General features: G+C 57.6%; 31 protein-coding genes and 1 pseudogene. 2 read left to right on the forward strand and 30 right to left on the reverse strand.

The genetic code is table 11. The annotated features are described in order from the left end of the window. Window positions 1-427 precede the first annotated feature (427 nt). Both hscA and I5L79_RS05105 read left to right on the forward strand, forming a co-directional pair. A complete protein-coding gene (hscA, locus tag I5L79_RS05100) occupies window positions 428-2,290 on the forward strand; it encodes a Fe-S protein assembly chaperone HscA (protein ID WP_196953947.1) in 1,863 nt (620 codons plus the stop codon). An 84-nt stretch (window positions 2,291-2,374) separates the two neighbouring features. Continuing rightward, window positions 2,375-3,580, forward strand: coding sequence for an anhydro-N-acetylmuramic acid kinase (locus I5L79_RS05105; RefSeq protein ID WP_231402788.1), 1,206 nt, complete (start codon window positions 2,375-2,377; stop codon window positions 3,578-3,580). Here the strand turns inward: I5L79_RS05105 and I5L79_RS05110 are convergent. The 30 genes and pseudogenes from I5L79_RS05110 to rpsC form a co-directional block, all read right to left on the reverse strand. Then, entirely contained in the window at window positions 3,577-4,029 is a 453-nt protein-coding gene (locus tag I5L79_RS05110) for a hypothetical protein (RefSeq protein ID WP_196953948.1), read from the reverse strand. The two genes, I5L79_RS05105 and I5L79_RS05110, sit on opposite strands and share 4 nt — an antisense overlap. Window positions 4,030-4,173: 144 nt before the next feature. Further along, window positions 4,174-8,916 (reverse strand): CARDB domain-containing protein, encoded by a 4,743-nt coding sequence (locus I5L79_RS05115; RefSeq protein WP_196953949.1) that lies wholly within the window; start codon window positions 8,914-8,916, stop codon window positions 4,174-4,176. An 84-nt stretch (window positions 8,917-9,000) separates the two neighbouring features. Beyond that, on the reverse strand, window positions 9,001-9,315 hold the full coding sequence (locus tag I5L79_RS05120) for an FtsB family cell division protein (protein WP_231402791.1): 315 nt from the start codon (window positions 9,313-9,315) through the stop codon (window positions 9,001-9,003). A gap of 86 nt (window positions 9,316-9,401) precedes the next feature. Continuing rightward, the gene (gene eno, locus I5L79_RS05125; protein ID WP_196953950.1) at window positions 9,402-10,673 is read right to left on the reverse strand and encodes a phosphopyruvate hydratase; all 1,272 of its coding nucleotides are present in this window, start codon (window positions 10,671-10,673) and stop codon (window positions 9,402-9,404) included. Between the two features lie 174 nt (window positions 10,674-10,847). After that, a complete protein-coding gene (locus I5L79_RS05130) occupies window positions 10,848-11,630 on the reverse strand; it encodes a LytR/AlgR family response regulator transcription factor (RefSeq protein ID WP_196953951.1) in 783 nt (260 codons plus the stop codon). Between the two features lie 145 nt (window positions 11,631-11,775). Then, window positions 11,776-12,807, reverse strand: coding sequence for a sensor histidine kinase (locus I5L79_RS05135; protein ID WP_196953952.1), 1,032 nt, complete (start codon window positions 12,805-12,807; stop codon window positions 11,776-11,778). A 74-nt stretch (window positions 12,808-12,881) separates the two neighbouring features. After that, window positions 12,882-14,189 (reverse strand): erythromycin esterase family protein, encoded by a 1,308-nt coding sequence (locus tag I5L79_RS05140; RefSeq protein WP_196953953.1) that lies wholly within the window; start codon window positions 14,187-14,189, stop codon window positions 12,882-12,884. 204 nt (window positions 14,190-14,393) lie between these two features. Then, entirely contained in the window at window positions 14,394-14,966 is a 573-nt protein-coding gene (gene rplQ / locus I5L79_RS05145) for a 50S ribosomal protein L17 (protein ID WP_196953954.1), read from the reverse strand. Between the two features lie 214 nt (window positions 14,967-15,180). Continuing rightward, the gene (locus I5L79_RS05150) at window positions 15,181-16,170 is read right to left on the reverse strand and encodes a DNA-directed RNA polymerase subunit alpha (protein ID WP_196953955.1); all 990 of its coding nucleotides are present in this window, start codon (window positions 16,168-16,170) and stop codon (window positions 15,181-15,183) included. 153 nt (window positions 16,171-16,323) lie between these two features. After that, window positions 16,324-16,929: a 30S ribosomal protein S4 gene (rpsD, locus tag I5L79_RS05155; protein ID WP_168681475.1), complete on the reverse strand. Its 606-nt coding sequence runs from the start codon at window positions 16,927-16,929 to the stop codon at window positions 16,324-16,326. Window positions 16,930-17,044: 115 nt separating this feature from the next. Then, window positions 17,045-17,437: a 30S ribosomal protein S11 gene (rpsK, locus tag I5L79_RS05160; protein WP_022822149.1), complete on the reverse strand. Its 393-nt coding sequence runs from the start codon at window positions 17,435-17,437 to the stop codon at window positions 17,045-17,047. Between the two features lie 81 nt (window positions 17,438-17,518). Beyond that, window positions 17,519-17,896 (reverse strand): 30S ribosomal protein S13, encoded by a 378-nt coding sequence (rpsM, locus tag I5L79_RS05165; RefSeq protein ID WP_149069415.1) that lies wholly within the window; start codon window positions 17,894-17,896, stop codon window positions 17,519-17,521. A gap of 27 nt (window positions 17,897-17,923) precedes the next feature. After that, window positions 17,924-18,040 (reverse strand): type B 50S ribosomal protein L36, encoded by a 117-nt coding sequence (gene ykgO / locus I5L79_RS05170; RefSeq protein ID WP_034256541.1) that lies wholly within the window; start codon window positions 18,038-18,040, stop codon window positions 17,924-17,926. A 114-nt stretch (window positions 18,041-18,154) separates the two neighbouring features. Then, a complete protein-coding gene (gene infA, locus I5L79_RS05175) occupies window positions 18,155-18,373 on the reverse strand; it encodes a translation initiation factor IF-1 (RefSeq protein ID WP_022822146.1) in 219 nt (72 codons plus the stop codon). Window positions 18,374-18,377: 4 nt separating this feature from the next. Next, a complete protein-coding gene (map, locus tag I5L79_RS05180) occupies window positions 18,378-19,148 on the reverse strand; it encodes a type I methionyl aminopeptidase (RefSeq protein WP_196953956.1) in 771 nt (256 codons plus the stop codon). Between the two features lie 8 nt (window positions 19,149-19,156). Then, window positions 19,157-20,473, reverse strand: a complete 1,317-nt coding sequence (gene secY, locus I5L79_RS05185) for a preprotein translocase subunit SecY (RefSeq protein ID WP_196953957.1) — start codon at window positions 20,471-20,473, stop codon at window positions 19,157-19,159. Window positions 20,474-20,486: 13 nt separating this feature from the next. Continuing rightward, window positions 20,487-20,930, reverse strand: a complete 444-nt coding sequence (rplO, locus tag I5L79_RS05190; protein WP_196953958.1) for a 50S ribosomal protein L15 — start codon at window positions 20,928-20,930, stop codon at window positions 20,487-20,489. A 14-nt stretch (window positions 20,931-20,944) separates the two neighbouring features. Beyond that, window positions 20,945-21,124: a 50S ribosomal protein L30 gene (rpmD, locus tag I5L79_RS05195; RefSeq protein WP_149069419.1), complete on the reverse strand. Its 180-nt coding sequence runs from the start codon at window positions 21,122-21,124 to the stop codon at window positions 20,945-20,947. A 6-nt stretch (window positions 21,125-21,130) separates the two neighbouring features. Then, window positions 21,131-21,721, reverse strand: a complete 591-nt coding sequence (gene rpsE, locus I5L79_RS05200; RefSeq protein ID WP_231402793.1) for a 30S ribosomal protein S5 — start codon at window positions 21,719-21,721, stop codon at window positions 21,131-21,133. A gap of 6 nt (window positions 21,722-21,727) precedes the next feature. Then, window positions 21,728-22,078, reverse strand: coding sequence for a 50S ribosomal protein L18 (gene rplR / locus I5L79_RS05205; RefSeq protein ID WP_168681477.1), 351 nt, complete (start codon window positions 22,076-22,078; stop codon window positions 21,728-21,730). Window positions 22,079-22,087: 9 nt separating this feature from the next. Beyond that, window positions 22,088-22,642, reverse strand: a complete 555-nt coding sequence (gene rplF / locus I5L79_RS05210) for a 50S ribosomal protein L6 (RefSeq protein WP_196953959.1) — start codon at window positions 22,640-22,642, stop codon at window positions 22,088-22,090. Window positions 22,643-22,662: 20 nt separating this feature from the next. Next, a complete protein-coding gene (gene rpsH / locus I5L79_RS05215) occupies window positions 22,663-23,061 on the reverse strand; it encodes a 30S ribosomal protein S8 (protein ID WP_149069422.1) in 399 nt (132 codons plus the stop codon). Window positions 23,062-23,260: 199 nt separating this feature from the next. Continuing rightward, the gene (rpsN, locus tag I5L79_RS05220; protein ID WP_196953960.1) at window positions 23,261-23,530 is read right to left on the reverse strand and encodes a 30S ribosomal protein S14; all 270 of its coding nucleotides are present in this window, start codon (window positions 23,528-23,530) and stop codon (window positions 23,261-23,263) included. Then, window positions 23,523-24,083 carry a 50S ribosomal protein L5 gene (gene rplE, locus I5L79_RS05225; RefSeq protein ID WP_196953961.1) on the reverse strand — a complete coding sequence of 187 codons (561 nt, stop codon included), beginning with the start codon at window positions 24,081-24,083 and terminating at the stop codon, window positions 23,523-23,525. The genes rpsN and rplE overlap by 8 nt, the downstream gene beginning before the upstream one ends. A gap of 20 nt (window positions 24,084-24,103) precedes the next feature. Further along, a pseudogene (rplX, locus tag I5L79_RS05230) lies at window positions 24,104-24,361 on the reverse strand (50S ribosomal protein L24); the annotation flags it as partial. Between the two features lie 3 nt (window positions 24,362-24,364). Continuing rightward, window positions 24,365-24,733, reverse strand: a complete 369-nt coding sequence (gene rplN, locus I5L79_RS05235) for a 50S ribosomal protein L14 (protein WP_045688459.1) — start codon at window positions 24,731-24,733, stop codon at window positions 24,365-24,367. A 1-nt stretch (window position 24,734) separates the two neighbouring features. Continuing rightward, window positions 24,735-25,025, reverse strand: a complete 291-nt coding sequence (gene rpsQ / locus I5L79_RS05240; protein WP_196953963.1) for a 30S ribosomal protein S17 — start codon at window positions 25,023-25,025, stop codon at window positions 24,735-24,737. Between the two features lie 2 nt (window positions 25,026-25,027). Beyond that, on the reverse strand, window positions 25,028-25,240 hold the full coding sequence (gene rpmC / locus I5L79_RS05245) for a 50S ribosomal protein L29 (protein ID WP_196953964.1): 213 nt from the start codon (window positions 25,238-25,240) through the stop codon (window positions 25,028-25,030). Window positions 25,241-25,243: 3 nt separating this feature from the next. Further along, window positions 25,244-25,666, reverse strand: a complete 423-nt coding sequence (gene rplP / locus I5L79_RS05250) for a 50S ribosomal protein L16 (RefSeq protein ID WP_196953965.1) — start codon at window positions 25,664-25,666, stop codon at window positions 25,244-25,246. Between the two features lie 40 nt (window positions 25,667-25,706). Next, a complete protein-coding gene (gene rpsC, locus I5L79_RS05255; RefSeq protein WP_196953966.1) occupies window positions 25,707-26,576 on the reverse strand; it encodes a 30S ribosomal protein S3 in 870 nt (289 codons plus the stop codon). Window positions 26,577-26,604 lie beyond the last annotated feature (28 nt).

Genomic DNA, 26,604 nt, shown 5'->3' on the forward strand with positions numbered 1-26,604 from the left:
AAATCAACGATTTGAGCATCGGCACGGGCTAAAGTTCGTACTTAGTGTTCTGACTACAAGCCGGCCTTCCCATTTGAACAAGCATTCAGGCAGAGCATTACTCAGGGAAATATCCATTGGGAGCAGCCGACGCAAGTAGGTCAGTTCCCATTTCGCAAGGCGAGTGGCACGTTGAAATGATAGAAACCGGCAAGAAAAGTACAGCAACTTTACCGTTCAGGTAAGGCCAGACGGCCAAGGTTGCTGACGTGACGCTGGGCGGCTTCAGTTAGCACCCACCGGCAAACACCTGCCCTACCACCGCGTACAGCCGGAGAATAACGGCGCATTCTTCGTTACTTTTGTAGCACCCGAAACGGTTTGCCGCTCCGGCTGTTTTATCGTCGTTTCGCCCTTCGTGCGCCTTTGTGGCGCTTCTTTTTTTGCTATGGCTAAAGTTGCAATCAACCTTTCTACCGGCAGTATTCAGCAGGAAGAAATCATCGTCGGCATCGACCTGGGCACGACCAACTCGCTGGTGGCCTACATCCACCCCGACGGCCGGCAGCCCGTGGCCATCAACGACCAAGGCCGCGGCACCATCGTGCCCTCGGTGGTGCACTTCCCGGCCGGCGGCGAAACGCCCGTCGTGGGCACCGATGCCAAAGACTACCTGCTTACCGACCCGCAGAACACGATTTACTCGGTGAAGCGCCTGCTGGGCAAATCCTACAAAGACCTGGGCCAGCACGCCCGCGACCTGGGCTACAAGGTCATCGACGACAACTCCGAAGGGCTGGTGAAAATCCGGGTGGGTGAGATGTTCTACTCCCCCATCGAGCTGTCGGCCGAAATCCTGAAGGAGCTGCGGGCCCGTGCCGAGCACGCCCTCAAAACGCCCGTCAACAAAGCCGTAATTACGGTGCCCGCCTACTTCAACGACTCCCAGCGCCAGGCCACCCGCGACGCCGGCCGTCTGGCCGGGCTGGAAGTGCTGCGCATCGTGAACGAGCCCACGGCTGCCGCGCTGGCCTACGGCATCGGCCTCGACCCCGAGGAAGAAAAAACCGTGGCCGTGTACGACCTAGGCGGCGGCACCTTCGATATCAGCATCCTGCACCTGCACCAGGGCATTTTTGAGGTGCTCAGCACCAACGGTGACACCTACCTTGGCGGCGACGACCTGGACCGCGCCATCATCAACCACTGGACGCAGCAGCACAATCTGGCTTCCACCCTGGCCGACAACGGCCCACTACAGCAGGAGCTGCGCCTGCTGGCCGAAGCCGCCAAGCGCTACCTCAGCCAGCACGACGACTTCGGGGCCAACTTCCTAGACAACCTGGTGCTGCGCCTGACGCGCCCGGAATTTGAGGAGCTGATCCGGCCATTGGTGAAGCGCACGATTGATTCCTGCCGTATAGCCCTGGCCGATGCCAAGCTGCAGCCCCAGGACCTGACGGCCGTGCTGCTGGTGGGCGGCTCTACCCGCGTGCCATTGGTGTACAACGCGGTTTCGGAGTTTTTCCAGCAGCAAGCTAACAATTCCCTGAACCCCGACGAAGTGGTAGCCCTGGGAGCCGCCATTCAGGCCGATATTCTGGGTGGCAACCGCCGCGACGTGCTGCTGCTGGACGTAACGCCGCTCACGCTGGGCATCGAAACGCTGGGCGGGCTGATGGACCCGATTATTCCGCGCAACTCCAAAATTCCGACCAAGGCCGGCCGCCAGTACACGACGTCGGTGGATGGACAGGTGAACCTGAAGATTTCGGTGTACCAGGGCGAGCGGGACTTGGTGAAGGAAAACCGCAAGCTGGCCGAGTTCGACCTGCGTGGCATTCCGGCCATGCCCGCCGGTCTGCCCAAGGTCGATGTCAACTTTATCCTAAATGCCGACGGGATTCTGAAGGTGGAAGCCATTGAGCTGCGCTCTAACACCCGCCAGGAAGTGGAAATCAAGCCCCAGTACGGCCTGACAGACGAGCAGGTAGAGCAGATGCTGATGGACTCAATGACCCATGCCCGGGAGGATATTGCCGCCCGCATGGTGATTGAGGCCCGCACCGTGGCCGAGCAGATGCTTTACCAAGTAGAGCGCTTCGTGGCCAAAAACGGCCAGCACCTCACCGCTGAGGAAATTACGAAGACGACGGCGGGCGTAGCCCAACTCAAAGCGGCCCTCACCACCCAGGAGAAGGACGTGATTCTGAAAGCCGTGGATGAGCTGGAAGAGCTGACGCGGCCCTTCGCCGAGCGAGTAATGAACATTTCCATCAGCCAGGCTATGGCCGGAAAGAAGATTGACTAAAGGCCTGAATGGGTTTCTGATTAAATGTCTAGGCCTGTAGCCATTTAATTAGAAACCCATTCAGCCATATAACCATTCAGCCCATTGAATCCGCACGTCGCCCGCCTGTACCACCTTGCGCAACAGCCCAGCCGCCGTATTGCGGGGCTGATGTCGGGCACCTCGCTGGACGGGCTGGATGTGGCGCTTTGCCGCCTGCACGGGCACGGACCAGGCACCCGGCTGGAGTTGGAGGAGTTTGCCACCGTGCCGTACTCGGATGAGGTGCGCCACCGCATCCGGCAGGTATTTGCCCGGCCCCAGGTGAGCCTGGAGTACCTCACGCTGCTGCATCCGTGGCTGGGCCGGCTGCACGCCGATATGGTGCTGGACTGCCTGCACGCGTGGCAGGTGCCGCCCGCCGCCGTGGATTTGCTGGCCAGCCACGGCCAGACGGTTTTTCACGCCCCGCACCACCAGCACCAGCAACCCGACTTCCAAGGTCAGAACGCCACCCTACAGCTCGGCGACGGCGACCAGCTGGCCATACGTACCGGCATTATCACGCTCAGTGACTTCCGACAGAAGCACGTGGCGGCCGGGGGCGAAGGAGCCCCGCTGGCTACCTACGGCGACTATCTGCTGCTAAGCAGCCTCACGGAAGCCCGCGTCCTGCTCAACCTGGGTGGCATTGCCAACTTCACCTTTCTGCCTTGCCTGCAGAATGATGTGCTCCCCATATTTAGTACGGATACCGGCCCGGCCAACACCCTGCTGGATTCAGCTATCCGCTCCCACCGGCCGGAGCTGGTGTACGATGAAGGCGGCCAGCTGGCGGCAACCGGGCAGGTACATGCCGGCCTGCTCACAGCTTTGCTGGACCATCCGTTTTTTGCGGCGCCGCTGCCCAAAACCACGGGCCCGGAGCTGTTCAGCGCCGCTTACCTGCTTCAGGCTCAGGAACTGAGCGGCACGCTGGCCCTCGGCTTGGAGGATTTACTGGCTACCCTCACCGAGCTTAGTGCCACGAGCGTATCCCGGGCGTTGCAACAGGCATTCGGGCCGGTACCGGCTTTGGCTGTGTATGTAAGTGGTGGAGGTGCGCATAATGCCACGCTGTTGGCAGCACTGCAACGAAAGCTGTCCTTCTGCAGGCTGGTCAGTACTGATTTGCTGGGCGTACCTCCCGATGCGAAAGAAGCCGTTCTGTTTGCGCTGCTGGCCAATGAGAGTGTGGCCGGCACGCCTACGCAGCTGCACGCGGCCGGTGCGCCGGCGGTATTGTGCGGCAAGATTTCCCTGCCGGCCTAAGGCAGCGGCAGGCCGGGCTGACCGGGCTGGGCCGGCACCGGCGTAAAATACAGCACCTGCGTTGCCACCGAATCCCGGAAAGAAACATCCAGCTGAAGGTGGGGCGCTCCTGCCAGGGTGTCTTTCTTGAACGTGAAAGCACAGAAGTAACGCATACTCCCGCCTTCGCCCAGCCGCAGCCCCAGCTTGTACAAGTCGAAGCCGGGGCCAAAGTGCTGGGCCTGCGCATGCACCGGCCGGACAACCTCCGCAAACTGGGCGGCTGTTACCCGCTGCTTTACGCTGGCATCCAGCAAGCCGTACGCCGCCGGGTAATCGGCCCGCAATACCGCCTGCAGAAACTGCCGCGCCACCTGCACCTGCGTGGGTGGGGTGGTTTGCGCCGGCGTAGCCGGTAGCGCAGTGCCCACCAACAAAGCCAGCGCACTCAAGGAGAACTTCTGTAGCATCAGTAAGGCAGCGCGAAGGATAGAGCCGCTACAACAGGCCGCCGGTGAAAATAACTCAGCGGGCGCACAAAAAAATCGGCGGTACCTAGCCGGCCTGTCTGCCTACGCTACGGTACCGCCGATTCGAGCGAAAGTGTTTTTAGTTTATTCTACCACTATCCGCTGCACCACGTGCAGGTTTTTACCCGTGATGTGCAGCAGATAAACACCCTGGCTGAGCGTTTGCGTGTCGAACTTGCTCACGCCGTTACGGCCCGGCACGAGGCGCTGCGCCACCCGCTGCCCAAGGGTGTTGAAGAGCGTGAGCGTGGCATCGTCGGCAGCCGCTTTAGCCCCCGACAGGGAAACCAGGAAATACCCCGTGCGCGCCGGGTTGGGGTACACCCCGATGGTGAGGCCCGCGGTTTGCTGCTGCCCGGCGGTGGCTACGGTTACCGTGAAGGCCAGACTGGTCGTGTTGTTGTCGTTGCTGCTTTCGGTTAGGGAGTTATCAGGGTTCAGCACCACCAGAATGTAGTAGCTGCCCGAAGCCGTAGCCGCCGGAATGGTCGCGCCAAGCTGCAGGGGGCTCGTCTGGCCGCTGGCCAGCACAGTGCCTGTGGCGCTGCTCAGCTGTACGTCGCCGGCATCAAGGCTCTGATCGGCCGAGAGGTACACCGCGTACGGGAGGCTGCTGGCCGGGCCCGTGCCGGTGTTACTGATGGTGCTGCTCACCGTTATGGTCGCTCCAGCGGTACCGCTATTGGCCGATAGGCTGGTAGAAGAAGCCACAAACGTGAGGTCAGGCATCAGCGTGGCCACCGGGTCAGTCACCGTCAGGGCTAGGCTGGCCAGGTTGTTGGTTTCGCTGCTCTCGGCAACTGCGCTCAGCGGGTCAGCTACAAACAGCACGTAGTAGCCGCCTGCTACCGTAGCGGCTGGAATGGTGAGCGTAGCTGTGCGCGTAGCCGTGGCACTGGCCGCGAGGCTGCCGCCCGTGGTCTGCCCTAGGCTTACGTCGGTGGCATCCAATGTCATGTTTTTCGACAGGTAGAAGCCTACGGTGCTGGTTGTAGCCGCCGTGTTGCCGCCATTGCTGATTTTCACACTGGCCGTCACCGTGGCGCCTTGCTGTACCGACGTACTCTGCAGTTCGGCCGCGCTCAGCGTCAGGTCGGCTACTGCCGGAACGGTTACCGACAGCGCTATGCTCGCAGTGTTGTTCGTCTCACTGCTTTCGGCTACAGCCGCGGCCGCATCGGCCACGAACAGCACGTAGTAGCTGCCGGCCGTGGTGCTGGCCGGAACCGTGAGCGTAGTGGTGCGCGTGTCAGAAGCCGAGGCATTCAGGGCAGCGCCCGTCACGGTTTTCAACAGGGCGTCATTCGCGTCCCAGGTAGTGTTCGACGACAGATAGTAGCTGATGGTGCTGCTAGCAGCCGAAGCCTGGCCCTGATTTTTGACGGTAATGGAGCTGGTTACGGTATTGCCCGCCAGCACGGAAGTGCTGCCCAGCGTAGCTGCCGACAGGGCCAGGTCAGCCTGTGCGGCTTTCACCGTCAGGGCCACGCTGGCTACGTTGTCGGTTTCGTCGCTTTCGGCTACGGCCGCTGCGGCATCGGCCACGAACAGCACGTAGTAGCTGCCGGCCGTGGTGCTAGCCGGAACGGTAAACGAGCCGTTGCGCGTGGCGGTGCTGCCCGCCGCCAGGCTGCTGCCGGTGGTCTGGCTCAGGCTCACGTCACTGGCATCATAGGTAGCGTCTTTCGACAGGTAGTAGCTTACCGTGCTGGCCGTGGCGCTGGCCGTACCCGCATTTTTGATGCTGACGCTGCTGGTGAGGGCGCCGCCATTGGTAACCGACGTTGCGGACAGCGTAGCCGAAGCCAGCGTCAGATTGGGCTGGGGCTTGGTCACCTTCAGCGCCAGGGAAGCTACGTTGTTGGTTTCGTTGGATTCCGCCACCGCTTCCGAAGGGTCAGCTACAAACAGCACGTAGTAGCTGCCTACGGCCGTGCCCGAAGGAATACTGAGCGTAGCGCTGCGGGTTGCATTGGCGCCGGCCGCCAGCGTGCCACCGGTGGTGGTAGCCAGCGGTACGTCGCTGGTGCTGAACTTGGTATCGGTGGAAAGGTAGTAGCCTACAGTGCTGGCACTGGCGCTGCCTTTGCCGGAGTTCGTAACCTTCACCGATGACGTAAGGGAGCTGCCGGCATCCACGGTGCTGCCACTCAGCGTAGCGCCCGATAACGTCAGGTCCGGGTTATCGGCCACGCCGATACACGATACGGTGGCTTCAAAACCGGTGGAAACGTAGTAATCGGTGGCAAAAACGATGGTAATAGCCCCGGTGCTGCCCGTTGCTTTCACCGTACCCGGCGAGGCATTGTAGTACGTGTAGGAGCCCAATAGCGGGGAAGACGTGTCCGGCCCGTTGTAGATGTACAGGTAGGAATAGTAGTTCAGGGTGAACTGCGTGAAGTCGAGCTGCACCTTGGCCCCGCTGGTAGCCGGGTAAATCGTCAGCGTGCCATTGGCATAGGAAGTGTAGTCGTCCGCGCCGCCGTTGTCGTAGATTTTGGTGCCGCAGGTGGTAATGCTGGCCATGCCCGATGTAGGAACCACGGTACCGTTGAAAGGCTCGGTTATGGTAATGCCAATGGCCGTGGCGTTGTTCTGCTCGTTGGTTTCCGAAACCAGGTTGGTTGCATCGGCCACTACCAGAATATAGTAGGCCCCCGGCGTGGCATCCGTAGGAATGGTGTTGCTGAACGAGCGGTACGAATAATCATAGGCCGACACGTAGCCGCCGGTAGACGTGGTCAACAGCTCGTCGTTGCTGTCGAGCGTGGCATCCTTCGATAGATATACCTGGGCATTGCTGGACGCAGTGGCCGTATTGCCGCCATTGTACACGGAGAACGTCGTGGTCAGGCTGCCGCCCGCTGCCACCGAGTAGCGCGACAGGGAGGCCGAGTAGATAGCCAGGTCGATGCCGGGCGTAATCACCGATATGGTGTAGGCCGTGACGTTGTTCTGCTCGTTGCTCTCGGCTACCTGATTCTGGAAGTCGGCCGCAAACAGGATGTAGTAGGTGCCAGCCGCCGTGCCGGCCGGAATCTGCACGGAAGCATATGGGTAGGCATAGTAGCCCGCGCTGATGTTGCTGACGGTGCTGTACGTCAGCAGCACGTCGTTGCCATCGAGCGTGGAGTTCTTGGAGAGGTAGTACCCCAGGCTCGACGAGCTGGCGGTAGAGTTGCCCTGGTTGTACACGTAGGCCGAAACCGAAACGCTGCTGCCGCTGGCTACCGACGAAGGGCTGACCCCAGTTGACTGCACTGTCAAATCCACGTAGGGTTCCACTACCTGCAGCGTAACACTGCTGACGTTGTTGTTTTCGTTGGATTCCGCTACCTGATCTTTATAGTCGGCCACGAACAGCACGTAGTAGGTGCCCGCCGTGGCGGTAGTCGGCACGGTGAGGTAGGACCCGCGGTAGTCACTGGCATTGGCCGCCAGAGCCGAGCCGTTCACCGAGTTCAGCAGCACGTCTTTGCTGTCGAGCTTGGTATCGTTGGACAGGTAGTAGCCTACGTTGGAGCTGCTGGCCGATGTATTGCCCTGATTGTAGATGTAGGTGGTGCCCGTGATGGTAGTGCCGGCCGTGACGGAAGTGGCACTTAGCTGCGACTGGGTAGGCACCAGGTCGATGCTGGCTTTGGCCACTGTAATGGCTACGGCCGTCACGTTGTTGTCCTCGTTGGTTTCGGTTACCAGATCCTGATAATCGGCTGCGAACAGCACGTAGTAAGTGCCCGGTACCACGGAGGACGGGATGTTGGTGTAGGCGTTGGCGTAGTTGGAGTAGCTGGCATTCAGCGTGCCGCCGAACGTAGACGTTAGCAGCTGGTCTTTGCTGTCGAGCTTGTTGTCGGTGGACAGGTAGTAGCCCACGCTGCTGGAGCTGGCATTGGTGTTGCCGGTATTCTGGATGTACGAAGTCAGGCTGATGGCATTGCCGGCCGCCGTGGAAGTTGGCGACACATTGGCCTGCGTCATCACCAGGTCCACCGCCGCCGGAATAACGTTGACGGATACGGTAGCAATGTTATTATCCTCGTTGCTTTCCGCTACGGCATCCTGATAGTCGCCCACAAACAGCAGGTAGTAGTTGCCCGTGTTGGTAATGGCCGGAATCTGCACGGAGGCTTCGCGGTAGCTGGAGGCGCCTACGGCCAGGTTGCTGCCCGTGCTGTTGCCAATCAGAATGTCGCTGCCGTCCAGCTTCGCATCTTTCGACAGGTAGTAGCCCACCGAGCTGCTGGTAGCTGTGGTGCCCGTGAGGTTGTAGATAGAGGATGTTACGTACACGTTGTTGCCAGCCACCACCGACAGCGGCTGCACGGAGGCACCTTGCACGGCCAAGTCGGGCTTGGGTACGGTAGTCACGCAGCTGATGCTGGCGGCAAAGCCGGCGTAGTTGTAATAGCTGGTGGCAAACCGCACCGTTACGGCGCCGGTGGAGCCAGTGCCATACACCGTGCCGGGGTTGGAGGAATACGAGTTGGTGTACTCACCAATCAGCGGCGACGAGGTGGATGGCCCGTCGTAGATGCGCAGCACATCGTAGTAGTAAGTTGAAACGGCCGAAAAGTCCAGCTTGATTTTGCTGCCCGCAGTGGCCGGATAAATGGTAATAGTGCCGTCGGCATAGGTGGTGTAGTTGCCGTTGGCGCCACCGTTATCATACAGCATGCCTTCGCACGTGGTAATGGAGGTGGTGCCCGAGGCCGGAATGGTGTAGGACTGCGCGGTGGCCGAGTTGCTCAGAACCCCGCTGGCCAGCAGCAGTATCCAGAAAGAAAACCACTTGAACGGCGAGGCTGATGCGTAGCGTTTGGTCATATAGTCAGCAAGTAAAAAGCAGAGAGCAGGCCAGTCGGCACCACGCACTGGGGCAGGCCGGCGGGCAAAAAGGAAAAGGCAAGGTTATTCTTCTTCCTGGGGCACAAGCAGGAATACGTCTTCGCCGGGACGCTTCATAATGTATTTTTCCCGGGCAAACTTTTCGAGCAACTCCGGACTGCTGAGCAGCTCGGCGCGGTCTTTCTTTACTTTATCGATTTCACTTAGATAGTATTCCTTCTCGGTATTGAGCTCCCGCCATTTCGAATACACATCGTACTGTTTGATCAGGTCGTTGGCATCGAACAGGAACATCCAGGCCAGGAAAGCCAACCCGGCCAGGAAGTAAAAGCTGCGCAGAAAACCGGGCACCCGCTCCAGCATCGTAGTCCAAACCATAGGTTTCAAAGGTAAAGCAAAGGAGCCGATCTGTTGGCAGACCGGCTCCTGAAAATTTTACGCGTAAGGTTGTACTATTCTGCGCCCTACATCTTGCGGCCGGGGAAGTAGGCCACTTCGCCCAGCTCTTCCTCAATGCGCAGCAGCTGGTTGTACTTGGCCATACGGTCGGAGCGGGAAGCCGAGCCGGTTTTGATCTGGCCGGTGTTCAGGGCCACGGCCAGGTCGGCAATGGTGTTGTCCTCGGTTTCGCCCGAGCGGTGGCTCATGATGCTCTTGTAGCCGTTGCGGCGGCCCAGGTTGATGGCGTCGATGGTTTCGGAGAGCGTACCAATCTGGTTTACCTTGATGAGGATGGCGTTGGCAATCTTCTCATCAATGCCGCGCTGCAGGCGGTTCACGTTGGTCACGAACAGGTCGTCGCCCACCAGCTGGGTAGTGCCGCCAATGCTGTCGGTGAGGGCCTTCCAGCCGGTCCAGTCGTCCTCATCCATGCCATCTTCAATGCTGATGATGGGGTATTTCTTCGTCCAGTCGGTCCAGTACGACACCATTTCCGAAGACGTGAGCTTGTCGCCGGTGCTTTTCTTGAAGTGGTAGTGACCATCCTCGTAGAACTCCGACACGGCCGCGTCCATGGCAATCATCACGTCGTCGCCGGGCTTGTAGCCGGCCTTCTCGATGGCCTGGATGACAATTTTGATGGCGTCTTCGTTGCTCTTGATGTTGGGAGCAAAGCCCCCTTCGTCGCCCACGTTCGTGCTGAAGCCCTGCTTCTTGAGCACGTCTTTCAGGTGGTGGAAGATTTCGGTACCCCAGCGCAGCGCCTCCGAGAAAGTAGGCGCGCCCACCGGCATAATCATGAACTCCTGGAAGTCGATGCTGTTGTCGGCGTGCGAGCCGCCGTTCAGGATGTTCATCATGGGCACGGGCAGCGTGGTGGCATTTACGCCGCCCACGTAGCGGTACAGCGGCATGCCTGCCTCGGCAGCGGCAGCGCGGGCAGCCGCCAGCGAAACGCCCAGGATAGCATTGGCACCCAGGTTAGCCTTGTTGGGCGTGCCGTCCATTTCCAGCATGATCTTGTCGAGCAAACCCTGCTCGTATACCGAGAAGCCCACCAGTTCTTCGGCAATCTTGCTGTTCACATTCTCTACCGCCTTCAGCACTCCCTTTCCCATGTACTTCGACTTGTCGTCGTCGCGCAGCTCCACGGCTTCGTGCTTGCCAGTGCTGGCCCCCGAGGGCACGGCAGCGCGGCCGACGGTGCCGTTTTCGGTGGTCACGTCAACTTCCACGGTGGGGTTGCCGCGCGAATCAAAAATCTGACGGGCGTGGATTTCGGTGATAATGCTCATAAGAAGAAGTTTGGGTTGAGAAATGAAAACGCTCCGAGCAACGCCGCGCCAAACCGAGCCCGGCCGCCGCGTTGCGGCAGCAAGGTACTCAATCAGGTCTTTTAGCCCAGCGCAATTTCCGGCACTTGCAAAGCCAGCACCGAAAAATGCGCACGCAAGCGTAGCCGGCCGCCCCTACCCTTCCAGCCACCGCCGGAACTCGGGCGTCTGGGCGGCGCTGGTGGTGAGTACCACGTCGGCTTTGCCGCGCAACTTCACGGCCAGCCGGTTGTTGAAGTACGGCTCCACTTTCTCCACGAAACCAATGTTGACCAGCTCCGAGCGGTTCAGGCGCCCAAAGTGCGCGGGGTTCAGCTGGCGCTCCACCTCCGTGAGGGTGCCGCTGAGCGGGTAGCGCGTGCCGGCTGCGTCCACGGCAAAGGTTACGCCCTCGTCAGCCTGCACGTAGGCCACTTCCTCCACCTGCAGAATGTAGAGGCCATTGCGCATGCGCACCGAAAAGCGCTGCCGGTACTGCGGCTGGCCTACCTGGCGCAGGGCCTGGCTTAGCTCGCGCACTACCTCCGGGCTAAGGGCTGGGGTGGCGGGCTGCGCAAAGCTGCCCTGCAGCAGCTGGTACTTGGTCAGCGCCTCCTGAAACTGCTCGTAGGTGAATGGCTTGAGCAGGTAAGCAATGCCGTTGCCCTGGAAGGCGGGCAGCAGAAACTGGTCGTAGGCCGTGGTGAAGATGATGGGGCAGGTGACGCGAAACCGCTCGTACAGTGAAAACACGTTGCCATCAAGCAGCTCAATATCTGAGAAAATCAGGTCGGGCATAGGGTGTGTCTGCAGCCACGCCAGTGCCTTTTCCACGCTGCGCACCACCGGCGGCGCAGTGGCGCACAGGCCCGCCTGCCGCAGGAACTGCACCGTTTGCCGGGCGGCCGGCTCCTCGTCTTCCAGGATTAGGATATGCATCTTATCGTGTTGAGTTGCCCGTTTCTGATGTCAGCTGCCAGTTGTTAGTATCAGGCTACCATATTGCACACTAGTTGCTTCTTTGAATTCTATATGACCTCCATAGTATAGCCGCAAACTAATAACGGACGACTGGCAACTCCTTTCAGGCCGCCGAGTATGCCCGCGCCGGAGCCACCAGCGGCACCGTCACAGCGAAGGTAGCGGCCGTATCCGTCACCGCAATTTCCCGGTTGCCGAGCAGCCGGTACCGCTCCCGCAGGTTGGCCAGACCAGTGCCAGTCGAGTCGACCGTGGTGAGCTTGGGCCGGCGCGGGTGCGTCACGGTCAGCGCAGTTTCGGTGACGTCAATGGTTATTAGCAGCGGCGTGTCGTCGTTGCCGGCGTTGTGCTTGATGGCGTTTTCTACCAGCAGCTGCAGCGTGCCCGGTACCACCAACAGCCGGTCCGGGTCTACGTTTTCGGGTAGCGTCTGCCGGAAGTCGTAGGCCGTTCCAAAACGGTGGCGGAGCAGGTAGATGTATTCTTCCACGAAACGCAGTTCCTCCGTCAGCGGCACAAAGTCCTCATCCTTGTAGCGTATAAGAAAGCGGTATAGCGCCGCAAAACGGTTGAGAAACTCATTGGCCTCGGCCGGGTCGTGCTGGATAAGGGCGCGCAGCACGTTGAGGTTGTTGAAGAGGAAGTGCGGATCCAGCTGGGCTTTGAGGTTGCGCAACTCGCTTTCCGTCTGGGCTTGGCGCACCTGCAGCAGCTTTTGCTGCAGATCGAAGTAGCGCTTGGCCGTGAGCAGCACCGCCAGCAGCCCGTAGCTTTTGGCGTGGGCTACGGCTCCCAGCACAATGCGCATACCCGACAAATCGATGCGGTGCCCGAGCAGGCTGCCGTACACCAGCAGGTACAGTCCCCCGCTCAGCAGCAAGAACACCGGCACCTGCCCCAGCCGCGACCAGTGCCTGCGGTCCAGAAACAGCGGCAGAAACTGGCCGACGATTACCGCCACTGTGGTGGTATCGAACAGCACCGTCACGACTACTACCGGCAGGGTCCGCCACCAGCTCCAGCCGGTATCCGATATGTACTGGAGCAGCAGCACCGGCGCTACCACGGCCCAATATGCCAGAATCAGCCGAACGTCGGAGCGCGTGAGGCGGTGCTTGAGCAGAAACGAGGTCATACTACGAATGTAAGGCAAGGGGCTGGGCGGGCAAATACGCTTTTCGGGGAGTACATGCAGAAGCAGGTGCATGCTCACGGCTGCAGGGCCTGCACAGCGGCCGAGTTGCGTACCAGAATCAGGTATTGCACATAAGCCGTAGCCGGCAGCTCCGGCCGGAAGTGGATTTGCTGGCCCCTGGGCACGCCCGGCGCGTAGCTTACCCGAATGGGCTGCTGGTTGGTGGCTGCAGCCGGGGCATTCAGCTGAAATACGGTGCTACTGCCCGGCTGGGTCTGAGCTTTCAGCTCCGCCATTCCATCAATGAGCGTCAGCGGGCCGTCGTGGTTGAATTTATCGGATTGGACGTAGCGCTGGGCAGGGCCGGCCGTGGACAGAAAGTTGCCCGGCAGCAGCATCTGGCAATCGGCAAACACGCACATCAACGACACTACTTTGTCGCGCACCGGCAAGCTACTCTGGCGCACCAGCCCCGCAAACAGGGTGGCGCCGCTTTGCAGGGGACTTTGCAGCACGTGCGCCAGCCCCCAGAAGCCGTATAGCTTCTGCCCGGTCAGGTGCTGTGCCTCATACAGCGCCAGAAAGTTGGCGAAGATGTTCTTTTCCCGGACCAGCATGCTGCTGCGGTTCTGCGTAGCGCCCACCAGCAGATGCCGTACATCCTCATACCGCTTGCCAAGAGCGGTTCGGTGGTTGCCTTCGGGCTGCTGTAGGGTGCGCAAAGCGCGTTGAGCTACGGCCCCCAACAAAGATCCAGCCGGCGGCAACTGTCGGAGCAGCACAGTTACCGAATCCAGCTGCCCGCGCAATGCTACATCCAGTCCTTTTTTTGGCAGCACCGCCGTGAGGTAATCTGCCGCCAGAGGCAGATCCTGCAGCTGGTCGAGGCCCAGGAAACGAACCTGCCGCTTTTTGGGCAGCGTCTGGTTCCAGCTGCGAATCTGCTGGAATTTGGCTCGCAGTTCCTGGTTGGCCCACTGCGAAGTTTCAGCGTTCCAGCTGCGGAAGATTCGGTCGAGCGTAGCTTCCTGCCCGGTGCGCAGGTACTCGTTCAGGTAGTATGCTTTGGCGCAGTCCACTTCGGCTACGTAGGTTCGCACGCCGGCCCGCTCGTTCAGGTGCTTAAGCAGGGCCAGGTCAATTTCCTGCGGGCGCTGCACACCGTGGGCTTCTCCCAGCAGAAACAGCTCGTTCTGGTAGAAGGCCGCATCGAAAGCCGGAAACGCGGCCTTGCCCCCAAACTTTATGGTTGATGCTGGCACGTTCGCAAAACGCGCCGCCGGCTGCACAGCCTCTGCCGATTGGCCGTAAGTTTGGGTGGCTCCCAGCCAGATGCTGGCGGCACAAACCAGGGTTTTCAGGGAAAAGCGGGTTGTAGTCATGGCAACGAAAGGATTAGCGTGAAGGAATGCCTCAAAGCACGCCGTTCAGGCTGCCGCTACCGCCGCCTATCCTGCCAAGCCGCTGAAACTACTGGTGAACTGTGGGAAAAATCCATTTAACAGTCCGTACGCACCGGGCACGAAAAAGGGACGCACCTTGCGGCACGTCCCTTTTCAGTTTGTAAGCTTAGCTTACGAAACCAATTACTCAGCGGCTTTTTCCTCGCGGGTTTCGTCGTTGTGCAGGGTTTCGGTAGCTGTATCTTCCGGAGCCGAAACTTCCGTAGTAGCGGCGGCAGCGGGAGCAGCTTCAGCAGCCGGAGCAGCCGCTTCAGTCGTCGTAGCTTTTTTCTTGCCGCGCGAACGACGGGTAGTCGTCTTGGCTTCGCCGGCCGATTTGGCTTCCAGCAGGGCTTCGTTGTAGTCAACCAGTTCAATCACGCACATTTCGGCGTTGTCGCCCAGGCGAGAGTCGCTCAGCTTGATGATGCGGGTATAGCCACCGGGACGGTTGGCAATCTTGCCAGCTACCACGTCGAACAGCTCCTTGATGGATTCTTTGTTCTGCAGGGTAGAGAAGACGGTACGACGCGAGTGCGTGGTATCGCTCTTGGCCTTGGTGAGCAGGGGCTCGATGAACTTGCGCAGCGCTTTAGCTTTGGCCACCGTGGTGGTGATGCGCTTGCTCACGATCAGCGACGATGCCATGTTCGACAGCATCGCGTTGCGGTGAGAGGCCGTGCGGCCGAGGTGGTTGATGGTTTTACCGTGACGCATAAAAAAGAGAAAATGTACGCTTGCGGGCAGCAACCACGGCGGAAAGCAACAGTGTTGCTCTCACATTAGAACCGCTGCCCCTGGGGCGCACTGGTGAAAAAAGTTGAATGTGAAAAATGTGCTGATGTGCAGAATGTGGTAAATGAAAAATGTGCTGAGGTGGTCACTGTGCATTTCGCACATCTGACACTTCAGCACATTTTTACATTAACAACTATTCCTCGTCGAGCTTGTATTTGCCCAGGTCCATCCCGAAGGTCAGACCCTTTTCCTCCACAAGGTTTTCCAGCTCGGTCAGCGACTTCTTACCGAAGTTGCGGAACTTCATCATGTCGGCCATATCCAACTGCACCAGGTCGCCGAGGGTTTTGATATCGGCAGCTTTCAGGCAGTTGTAGGCGCGCACGCTCAGGTCCATGTCCGCCAGCGGCGTCTTCAGGACTTTACGCATGTGCAGCGTTTCTTCATCTACCGTCTCTTCTTCTTCGGCCTTGGCCGTTTCGAAGGTCATGGTGCTGTCGGAGAACAGCATGAAGTGCTGAATCAGGATGTGGGCGGCGCCTTTCAGCGCGTCCTCCGGGTGAATAGAGCCGTCCGTGTGAATCTCGATGAGAAGACGCTCGTAGTCGGTTTTCTGCTCTACGCGGGTATTTTCGATGCTGTACTTCACGTTCTTGATAGGCGTGAAGATGGCGTCGATGGCAATCTGGCCAAATACCTGATCGGCGGGCTTATTTTCCTCAGCGGGAACGTAGCCGCGGCCTTTCTGGATGGTAAACTCAAACTCAAGCTCGGTAGCCGAGTCGATATTGCAGATCACCAGATCCGGGTTCAGCACCTGGAAACCGTTGGTGAACTTGTTGATGTCGCCGGCCGTGAAGGTTTCCTGGTTCTTGATACGAACCGTTATTTTGTCCTCAATGGCGTCGCTCACCTTTTTGAAGCGGACCTGCTTCAGGTTGAGGATGATTTCGGACATGTCCTCAATCACGCCTTCGATGGTCATGAACTCGTGCAGTACGCTGCTGGTCCGAACCGACGTAATAGCGTAGCCCTCCAGCGACGACAGCAGGATACGGCGCAATGCGTTGCCGATCGTGACGCCGTAGCCTTTCTCAAGCGGTTTAAATTCAAACGTTCCGTAGAAGTCGTCGGATTTCTCCATCACTACCTTCTCCGGCATTTGAAAAGCTAAGATTGACATAAGTGGGGCGTTTTTTAGTATGGAGCAATGGGTATCAAGTAAAAAGCGCTTCTAGCTAGCTGCTTTGTACTCAATACCCAAATGCAATTCCAGTTTGTAACAAGGAAAAAAATCGAAGCAGTAGCCGGCCCAGCCAAAGCTGAGCCGCCCGTATTACTTCGAGTACAACTCGACGATGAGCTGCTCCGTGATTTTCTCCGGAATCAGGTCACGCGAGGGGGCGCTGATGAACTTGCCCACCATTTCCTTGCCATCCCACTCCAGCCACGAGAAAGCACGGGCGTTGCGGGCGCTGAGGCTGGTCGTAATGGCTTCCAGCGACTTCGATTTTTCACGTACGGCAACTACGTCGCCAGCACGCAGCTTGTAGGAAGCAATGTTCACTACTTCGCCGTTAACCGTAATGTGCTTGTGCAGAACGAGCTGACGGGCAGCACGGCGCGTGGGCGCAATGCCCAAACGGTACACCGTGTTGTCGAGGCGCGACTCCAGCAAAGCCAGCAGGTTGTCGCCGGTGATGCCGGGCAGCGTAGCCGCTTTGTGGAACAGGTTCTCGAACTGCTTTTCCAGGACGCCGTACATGTACTTCACTTTCTGCTTCTCCATCAACTGGACAGCGTACTCGCTCTGCTTCTTACGACGACCACGGCCGTGCTGGCCGGGGGGGTATGCTTTCTTGGTGAGTGCCTTGCTCGGGCCGAAAATCGGCTCATTGAAGCGACGGGCAATCTTGGTTTTAGGACCAGTATAACGTGCCATTTCGGGGTTGTTGTGTGTTGAGGGGGTTGAACCGCGCGCGTTGGGTAATTGCTGTCAGCCAAAGGGCTTCAACTAATTTCCAGCACCGCTGGCCAGCGAAGGCCAGTTCGCTAAATCAAACGCGACGACGTTTGGGAGGACGGCAGCCGTTGTGGGGCAGCGGCGTCACGTCCTTAATGGTCGTTACCTCAATACCCACGTTGCCCAGCGTGCGGATAGCCGATTCACGGCCAGCACCCGGACCCTTTACGAACACCTCAGCTTTGCGCATGCCCAGGTCATGGGCTACTTTGCCGCAATCCGTGGCAGCCATCTGAGCTGCGTAGGGGGTGTTCTTTTTAGAACCCCGGAAGCCCATCTTACCAGCCGACGCCCAGGAAATAACCTGACCGTTGTTGTTGGTGATGGAGATGATGATGTTGTTGAACGAGGCTTTGATGTGTACCTGGCCTACGGGCTCAACAACAACAACGCGCTTCTTGGCTTTGTCTTTTCTCTTTTGTGCCATTTGGTTATCGCGAAAAACTGCGGAAGGTGTTGAAGCCGGCTTTCCAATCCGGAAGGCCTATGCTCCGATTCCCGCTACAGATTATTTAGTAGCCTTCTTCTTGCCAGCAACGGTCTTACGCTTGCCCTTGCGGGTACGCGAGTTGTTCTTGGTACGCTGACCACGAACCGGCAGACCTTTGCGGTGACGCAGACCCCGGTAGCAACCGATGTCCATCAGGCGCTTAATGTTCAGCTGCACTTCTGAGCGCAGCACACCTTCGGTTTTGAACTCAGCAGCAATGATGCTACGAATTTCACCAGCCTCTGCTTCCGTCCAGTCTTTCACCTTCTTGTTCAGGTCGATGCCTGCTTTGGTAAGGATCTGCTGGGCCGAAGGACGACCAATGCCGAAAATGTAGGTCAGCGCGATTTCACCGCGCTTGTTGTCTGGGATATCTACCCCTGCAATACGAGCCATGTGCTTTTTTAAAAAAGTCTGGTGCTACTACCCCTGACGCTGTTTGTAGCGGGGGTTCTTTTTGTTGATGACGTAAAGCTTGCCTTTGCGGCGAATTACCTTACAGTCGGCGCTGCGCTTCTTAACGGACGCTTTGACTTTCATGTGAATGGAGTTGTTAGGAGCTTAGGGTCTTGGGGTCTTGGCTAAGGAACCGAAGTCTGATTGTCAGGCTGATTCTCAGCCAAGACCCCCAAGACCCCAAGTCCCTAAGACCCGCTACTTGTAACGGTACACAATTCGTCCCTTCGACAAGTCGTAGGGCGACATTTCCAGTTTTACCTTATCTCCCGGCAGAATCTTGATGTAGTGCATCCGCATCTTGCCCGAAATGTGGGCAATCAGTTGGTGACCGTTCTCCAGCTCCACGCGGAACATGGCGTTGGAAAGGGCTTCCAGGATGACTCCGTCCTGCTCAATGGAAGTTTGTTTGGCCATAAGGCTACTGTAAGGCTTTTTCTATGTATTCGAAGGAGGTGAGAATTTCCGCCTTGTCTTTTCTGACTACTACTGTATGTTCGAAGTGCGCCGAGGGCTTAAGGTCCTTGGTTCGGATGGTCCAGCCATCTTTCTCCTGAACCACACTCTTGGTACCGAGATTTACCATTGGCTCGATAGCCAGCACTAAGCCCGTCTGCAGCTTCAGCCCCGAACCACGCTTGCCGTAGTTTGGTACATCTGGCCGCTCGTGCAGCTTTTGGCCAATACCATGACCGACGAGTTCCCGAACAACCCCGTAGCCACGCTTCTCCACATAGTTCTGGATAGCGTAGCCTACGTCGCCCATTCGGTTGCCAGCCACTGCCTGCTCGATGCCGAGGTACAGCGACTTTTTGGTTTCTGCCAGCAGCTCCAGCACTTCTGGCGCTACCTCCCCTACCGGGTAAGTATAGGCGCTGTCAGCATGGTAACCGTTTAGTTCTACCCCGCAGTCTACCGAGATAATGTCGCCACTTTTCAGTGCCACGTCACTCGGAAAACCATGCACCACTACCGAGTTGGGAGAGATGCACAGGCTGAAGGGAAAGTCCCTATAGCCCTTGAACGAAGGCTTACCGCCATGATCCTTGATGAACTCCTCCGCGCGACGGTCTAGTTCCCGCGTTGTAATTCCTTCCCGGATCATGCCCGCAACTTCTCCGTGGGCCTGAGCCAGCACTCGCGCACTGGCCCGGATCAGGTCTATTTCTTCTTCGGTCTTATAGAAGATCATGACCGAGTTTAGGATGCCAAGGCAATGGGCGTTGACCGACCGCGCACTTTACCCGATTTCATCATGCCATCGTAATGACGCATCAGCAGATAGCTCTGAATCTGGTTGAGCGTATCCAGCACCACACCTACCATGATGATAAGCGAAGTTCCGCCGTAGAAGGCTGAGAACGGACGCGTCACCCCAAACAGCAGGGCAATAGCCGGGAAGATGGCAATCAGAGCCAATGCCAAAGCGCCGGGCAGGGTGATACGCGTCAGCACTTCGTCGATGTACTCAGAGGTATCAGCTCCCGGCTTTACGCCCGGCACGAAACCACCGCTCCGCTTCAGGTCGTCGGCAATCTGGTTGGGGTTTACACTGATGGCCGTATAGAAATACGTGAACAGCAGAATGAGCGTCCCAAACACTAGGTTGTACTCCCACGAGGTGTAATCCGAGAACTTCACGCCGATGGTATTCGCCAGGTCGCTGTCGTTCTGCCATACCGAGGCTACGATAGCCGGCACGAACATGAGCGACTGAGCGAAGATGATAGGCATTACCCCGGCGGCATTCACCTTCATGGGGATGAACTGCCGCTGCGAGTTTAGCTGTGCCGTGCCACCAATCTGCTTGGCATACTGCACCGGAATTTGCCGTACGGCTTGAGTCAGCACGATTACGGCCATTACCACGAAGAACAACACCACCAGCTCCAACAGGAAGATCAGGGCACCGTTCAGGCCCTTAGCCGCCGCTTCACCGATAATAGCACCGGGGAAACGCGACACAATCCCGATCATGATGATCATGGAAATACCGTTCCCAATGCCTTTATCCGTAATCTTCTCCCCCAGCCACATGCAAAACAGCGTGCCGGCCGTGATGATAATCATGGATGACACGGTGAACAGCACCCCTGGATTAACAATAGCATCAGCGTTGATGGTAGCAATAAAGCCCACCGACTGCGCCAGCACAATTGGAATGGTCAGGAAACGGGTGTACTGGTTGATCTTCTTCCGGCCGGATTCGCCTTCCTTCTGCAGTTTCTGGAAGTACGGCACTGCAATCGTCAGCAGTTGCAGTACAATAGAAGCCGAAATGTATGGCATGATGCCCAGGGCAAAGATCGAGGCGTTGCTGAAAGCACCACCAAGCAGCGTATCCAAGATGCCGAAGATGCCGGCTGCGCCTTGCTTCAGCTTAGTGGCATCAACGCCGGGTAGCACCACGAAGGAGCCAAGCCGATAGATGGCAATGAAAAAAAGCGTATTGAAGATCCGCGTACGCAGATCTTCAATCGCAAAAATGTTCTTTATCGTTTCGATAAACTTTTTCATCGCCGAAAAGACGTTACAGCGTCACTGCTTTACCGCCGGCCTTCTCAATAGCTTCAACAGCCGATTTCGAGAAAGCATGGGCATGAACTTCCAAGGCGGTGGCAATTTCGCCGCGGCCGAGGATTTTAATCTTGGCGCTTTTCGAAGCCAGACCAGCATTTACAAAGAAAGCAGAGTCCAGGGTGGTAGCACCACCTTCGGCGAGGCCCGCCAGCACATCCAAGTTGATGGCTTTGTACTCCACGCGGTTCAGGCTCTTAAAGCCGAACTTAGGTACGCGGCGCTGCAGGGGCATCTGGCCACCTTCGAAGCCCGACTTTTTGGAGTAGCCCGAACGGGACTTGGCACCTTTATGACCGCGCGTTGACGTGCCGCCACGGCCGGAACCCGTACCACGACCTACGCGCTTTTCATTGCGGGTAGCACCTACGGCGGGTTTGAGATTGCTGAGATTCATGATCGAGATACTTCCTACAGTTCGGTTACTTCCAACAGGTGTTTCACGGCGTTTACCATGCCAGCAACCTGGGGCGTGTTTTCAACGCTTTTGGTGCTACCCATTTTGCCGAGGCCAAGGGCCTTCACCGTGCGTTTTTGACGCTCGGGGCGGTCAATAACGCTTTTCACGAGTTTAATTTGGATCTGCGCCATCTGCTCTTAGCCGTTAAATACTTGGGCGAGTGTGATACCGCGGGCCTGAGCAATCTGCATCGGGTCACGCATTTTCAGCAGCGCATCGAAGGTTGCCTTTACCACGTTGTGGGGGTTCGATGAGCCTTTCGACTTAGCCAGTACGTCTTTAATACCAGCGCTTTCGAATACGGCACGCATAGCACCACCAGCAATTACACCGGTACCAGCAGCCGCTGGCTGAACCAGTACGAAGCCACCGGAGTACTTGCCTTCCATCACGTGAGGAACGGTGTGCTTGTACAGCGGCACCTTTACCAGGTTTTTCTTGGCGTCGTCAATGCCTTTGGCAATGGCGTCCGTTACTTCGTTTGCTTTGCCCAAGCCGTAGCCTACGGTGCCGTTGCCGTCGCCTACTACCACGATAGCCGAGAAGCTGAAGCGACGACCGCCTTTTACCACTTTAGCTACGCGGTTGATGGCAACCACTTTTTCTTTCAGATCGGACTCGGCGGCGCGGGGCGCTTGGTCACGGTTACCGCCTCGGTCGTTTCCACCACGACGGTCATTGCCGCCCCGGTCATTACCGCCACCACGGTTGTTGTTGAATTCTGCCATGATGCGTTAGAAATTAAGGCCGCCTTCGCGGGCACCTTCTGCCAATGATTTTACACGGCCGTGGTAGAGGTAACCCGAACGGTCAAATACCACTTTCGTAATGCCTTTTTCCTGAGCACGGGCGGCAAGCTCTTTGCCGACTGCGGCGGCGAGGGCGACTCCGTTGCCCCCTTCCACCGAAACGTGCTTCGAGGAAGCAGCTGCCAGCGTGCGGCCAATGGTGTCGTCAATAATCTGAGCGTAGATGCCCGTATTGCTGCGAAACACCGACAAACGCGGGCGCTCGGACGTGCCAGCCACCTTAGTGCGGATGATGCGCTGGATCCGTTTTCTTCTAGTTGCTTTATCGAAAGCCATGGTGTGATGTTATTTCGAAGCCGTTTTACCAGCCTTACGACGAATCTGCTCGCCCACGAAGCGTACGCCTTTGCCTTTGTAGGGCTCAACTTTACGCAGGGAACGAATTTTGGCGGCTACTTGGCCCAGCAACTGCTTATCGATGCTGGTGAGGGTTACGATGGGGTTCTTACCTTTCTCGGTAACAGCCGTAGCCGTTACTTCCTTCGGCAGCGCCAGGAAGATATTGTGCGAGTAGCCCAGGGCCAGTTCCAGCGTGGTACCAGCCATGGAGGCTTTGTAACCTACACCTACCAGCTCCAGCTTTTCTTCCAGACCGTTGCTAACACCGCTTACCGCGTTGTTCAGCAGGGAACGGTAGAGGCCGTGCATAGCTTTGTGGCGCTTTTGCTCCGTAGGGCGGGTTACCACCAACTGGCCGTCTTCCTGCGCCACGATGATGTCGCGGTCTACCGGAACAACCAGCGTGCCTTTCGGGCCCTTCACGGTTACCGTATTTTCGTTGCTCACTTCAACCTGCACGTTGGCGGGCAGGCTGATGGGCAGTTTACCAATGCGTGACATAGTCTCGTTTTCCTTTCAGATTAGTAGACGTAGCACAGCACTTCGCCGCCCACGTTTTCGGCTTTTGCCTCTTTCTCCGTCATCACGCCCTTCGACGTCGACAGAATTGCAATTCCCAGACCGCTCAATACGCGGGGCAGGTTTTCTACGTGAGCATACGTGCGCAGACCAGGCGAACTGATGCGCTCCAGCTTGGTGATGGCCGGAGCCTTCGTAGTGGGGTTGTACTTCAGCGCGATTTTAATCGTGCCTTGTACTGCTGCATCATCAAAGCGGTAGCTCTGAATGTACCCTTTCTTATAGAGCACTTTCGTGATTTCCTTTTTGATGTTGCTGGCCGGAATCTCTACTACCCGGTGGTTTGCCTTGATGGCATTGCGTACCCGGGTCAGGTAGTCGGCAATTGGATCTGTATTCATTGAGAATGTAGAAAAGAAGCTCCTAATTCTAGGGGCCGCAAAGATAGGAAAATTTCGCCGCCACGGAAAGCGGCGACGAAATTTTCGGTTAAGACTACTCGGCTCGGCTTGTTAAGGCTCGGCCAATGGTTTCTTTCGGCAACCTGCCATGTATCATTGTCTTGCGCAGGCGAACTGTTGCAAGCCAATAGCAGCGGTACTACCAGCTGGACTTGGTTACGCCGGGAATTTTGCCGGCGAGGGCCATTTCGCGGAAACGCACCCGGCTGATGCCGAACTTGCGCATGTATCCACGGGGGCGGCCGTCAATCTTGTCGCGGTTGTGCAAACGCACGGGCGAGGCATTGCGGGGCAGTTTGTCCAGGCCTTCGTAGTCGCCGGCCGCTTTCAGGGCTTTGCGCTTCTCGGCGTAGCGGGCAACGACAGCAATGCGCTTCCGCTCCCGGGCTTTCATCGATTCCTTAGCCATTGTTTTGTTTCTTGGCGTTAGCGAATGGCATACCGAAGGCGCGCAGCAGCTCGTAGCTCTGTTCGTCGTTTTCGGCCGTCGTTACGAAGGTGATATCCATACCGGCAATCGATTTGATCTTGTCAATCGAAATTTCCGGGAAGATGATTTGCTCTTTGATGCCCAGGGTATAGTTACCGCGGCCATCGAAGCCTTTGTCATTGATGCCTTTGAAGTCACGCACGCGGGGCAACGCTACGGTCAGCAGACGGTCGAGAAACTCGTACATCTGATTGCCACGCAGGGTAACGCGGGCACCGATTGGCATACCTTCACGCAGTTTGAAGTTCGACACCGAACGCTTGGCAATGGTAGGAACAGCTTTCTGACCGGTAATGGTCGTCAGCTCATCTACACCGTTGTCTACCAGCTTCTTGTCGGCTACCGCCGCGCCAATGCCGCGGTTGATGCAGATCTTGGTAATGCGTGGCACCTGCATGATGCTCTTGAACTGGAATTTCTCCTGGAGCGCCGGTACTACTTCTTTTTGATATTTCTCTTTGAGTCGAGCCATTGTGGTAGGGCAGGTTAGCGGGTGGTCGATTCCACCGCCTTCACGTTGCTCACGTGAATGCCGGCTTCAATCTTCGTAATGCCGCCCTGGGGGTTCTTCGCACTGGGTTTGTTGTGCTTGGTTGCCAGGTTCAGGCCTTCCACGATAACACGCTGCGTCGAGCGGTTCACCGATTTGATAACACCGGTTTTGCCTTTCTCGTCGCCGGCAATTACCAATACGGTATCACCAGTTTTTACGTGCAGTTTCGCGGGCGTTGCTTTCGTTTTCGTTGCCATTGCTTAGAGAACTTCAGGAGCCAGCGAAACAATCTTCATGAACTGCTTTTCGCGCAGTTCGCGGGCCACAGGGCCGAAGATACGCGTGCCGCGGGGCTCGTCGTTGTTGTTGAGCAGTACGGCCGCGTTGTCGTCGAAGCGGATATAGGAACCGTCCTTGCGGCGTATTTCCTTCTTCGTGCGAACTACCACGGCTTTGGATACAGCGCCTTTTTTGGCGTTGCCAGACGGAATAGCCGATTTGATGGCTACTACGATCTTGTCGCCTACGCTGGCGTATTTCTTGCCCGTGCCACCGAGGACACGGATGCAGAGAACTTCTTTGGCGCCGCTGTTATCAGCGACGGTCAGACGGGATTCTTGCTGTATCATCTTACTTGGCGCGTTCTACGATTTCTACCAGTCTCCAGCGTTTGTTCTTGCTCAGCGGACGGGTCGACATGATACGCACGGTATCACCTTCGCCGCATTCGTTATTTTCGTCGTGGGCCATAAACTTGGTCGACTTGGTAACGAACTTACCGTAGATCGGGTGCTTCATTTTGCTTTCCACAATCACCGTAATGGACTTGTCCATTTTGGAGGAGGAAACGCGCCCGATGATTTCTTTGCGCAGGTTCCGCTCTTCGGCGGCAGGGGCCTGCTGTGCTTCGTTGCTTGCCATCGTTAGTTAGCAGTGTTAGTTGCCTGCTCGTTCTCGCGACGCTTGAGCTCGGTCAGCAGACGGGCGACATTCTTGCGGCTTTGATTCAGGCGGAGCGGGTTCTCCAAGGGCGAAATAGCGTGCGCGAAACGCAGGCTCTGGCCAGTGGCTTGCTCGGTCTTGATCTGGTTTTTGAGGTCCTCTAGGGAGAGGGCGCGGATATCGGCGTTCTTCATGGTTTATGCTTCTTGATAGTCGCGACGAACGATGAATTGCGTACGAACCGGCAGTTTCTGCGCGGCCAGACGCAGCGACTCTTGCGCTACTTCCAGGGTTACCCCATCCGACTCGAACATGATGGTACCGGGCTTCACTACGGCCACCCAATACTCGGGCGAACCTTTACCCTTACCCATCCGCACTTCAGCCGGCTTCTTGGTAATTGGCTTGTCGGGGAAAATTCGGATCCACACCTGGCCTTCACGCTTCATAGCGCGGGTCATGGCGATACGGGCCGCTTCGATCTGTCGTGCCGTAATCCAAGCCGTTTCGAGCGACTTGATAGCAAACGAACCGAAGTCAATGGAGCTGCCGCGGTAGGCTAGGCCATGCACGCGACCCTTTTGCATCTTGCGATACTTGGTCCTTTTCGGCTGTAACATGAGTTATTCTTGAATTGAGAGTCGAGAGAAAGGAAAAGGACTAGCGACGGGGGCCGCCACCCTGACCACCACGGTTCTGGCCACCGGGGCCACCACCGCTGCGACGCTGCGCGCCGCCGGCACCCTGACCACCGCCACGGTTGTCACCACCCCGGTCGTTCCGGTCGCGGCGCGGGCCACGGTCACCACCACGGTCGCCACGCTCACCGCGTGGGCCACGGTCGTTGCCGCCCCGGGTATCGTTGCCTTGGTTGGCAGGAACCTGGTTAGGCGACAGGTCGGGCTTGCCGAATACCTCACCGCGCATGATCCACACCTTGATGCCGATCTTGCCATACACGGTCTGAGCTTCCGACAGGGCGTAGTCGATATCGGCGCGCAACGTGTGCAGCGGCGTACGACCTTCCTTGTACTGCTCCGAGCGGGCAATTTCAGCGCCACCCAAACGACCACCACACTGGATTTTGATGCCTTCGGCACCAACGCGGATAGCAGCCTGGATAGACATCTTCATGGCACGACGGAACGAGATACGCGCCTGCAGCTGCTGGGCAATGCTCTCCCCTACCAGCTTAGCGTCGAGTTCCGGACGCTTAATTTCGAAGATGTTGATTTGAACGTCTTTGCCGGTAATCTGCTTCAGCTCGTCCTTGATCTTATCCACCTCAGCGCCACCTTTACCAATTACCACGCCCGGACGGGCCGTGTTGATGGTGATGGTGATACGCTTCAGGGTACGCTCAATCACGATGCGGCTAATGCCACCTTTCGGGATACGAGCCATGATATACTTGCGGATTTTTTCGTCCTCCACCAGTTTGTCGGCAAAATCCTTGCCGCCGTACCAGTTCGAGTCCCATCCTTTGATGACGCCCAGACGGAAGCCAACCGGATTTACTTTCTGTCCCATAGTGCTTATGCGGTGGCTTCTGCCGTGG

The sequence above is a fragment of the Hymenobacter guriensis genome (assembly GCF_015773195.1).
In the GTDB taxonomy this organism is placed as follows: Bacteria; Bacteroidota; Bacteroidia; order Cytophagales; family Hymenobacteraceae; genus Hymenobacter; species Hymenobacter guriensis.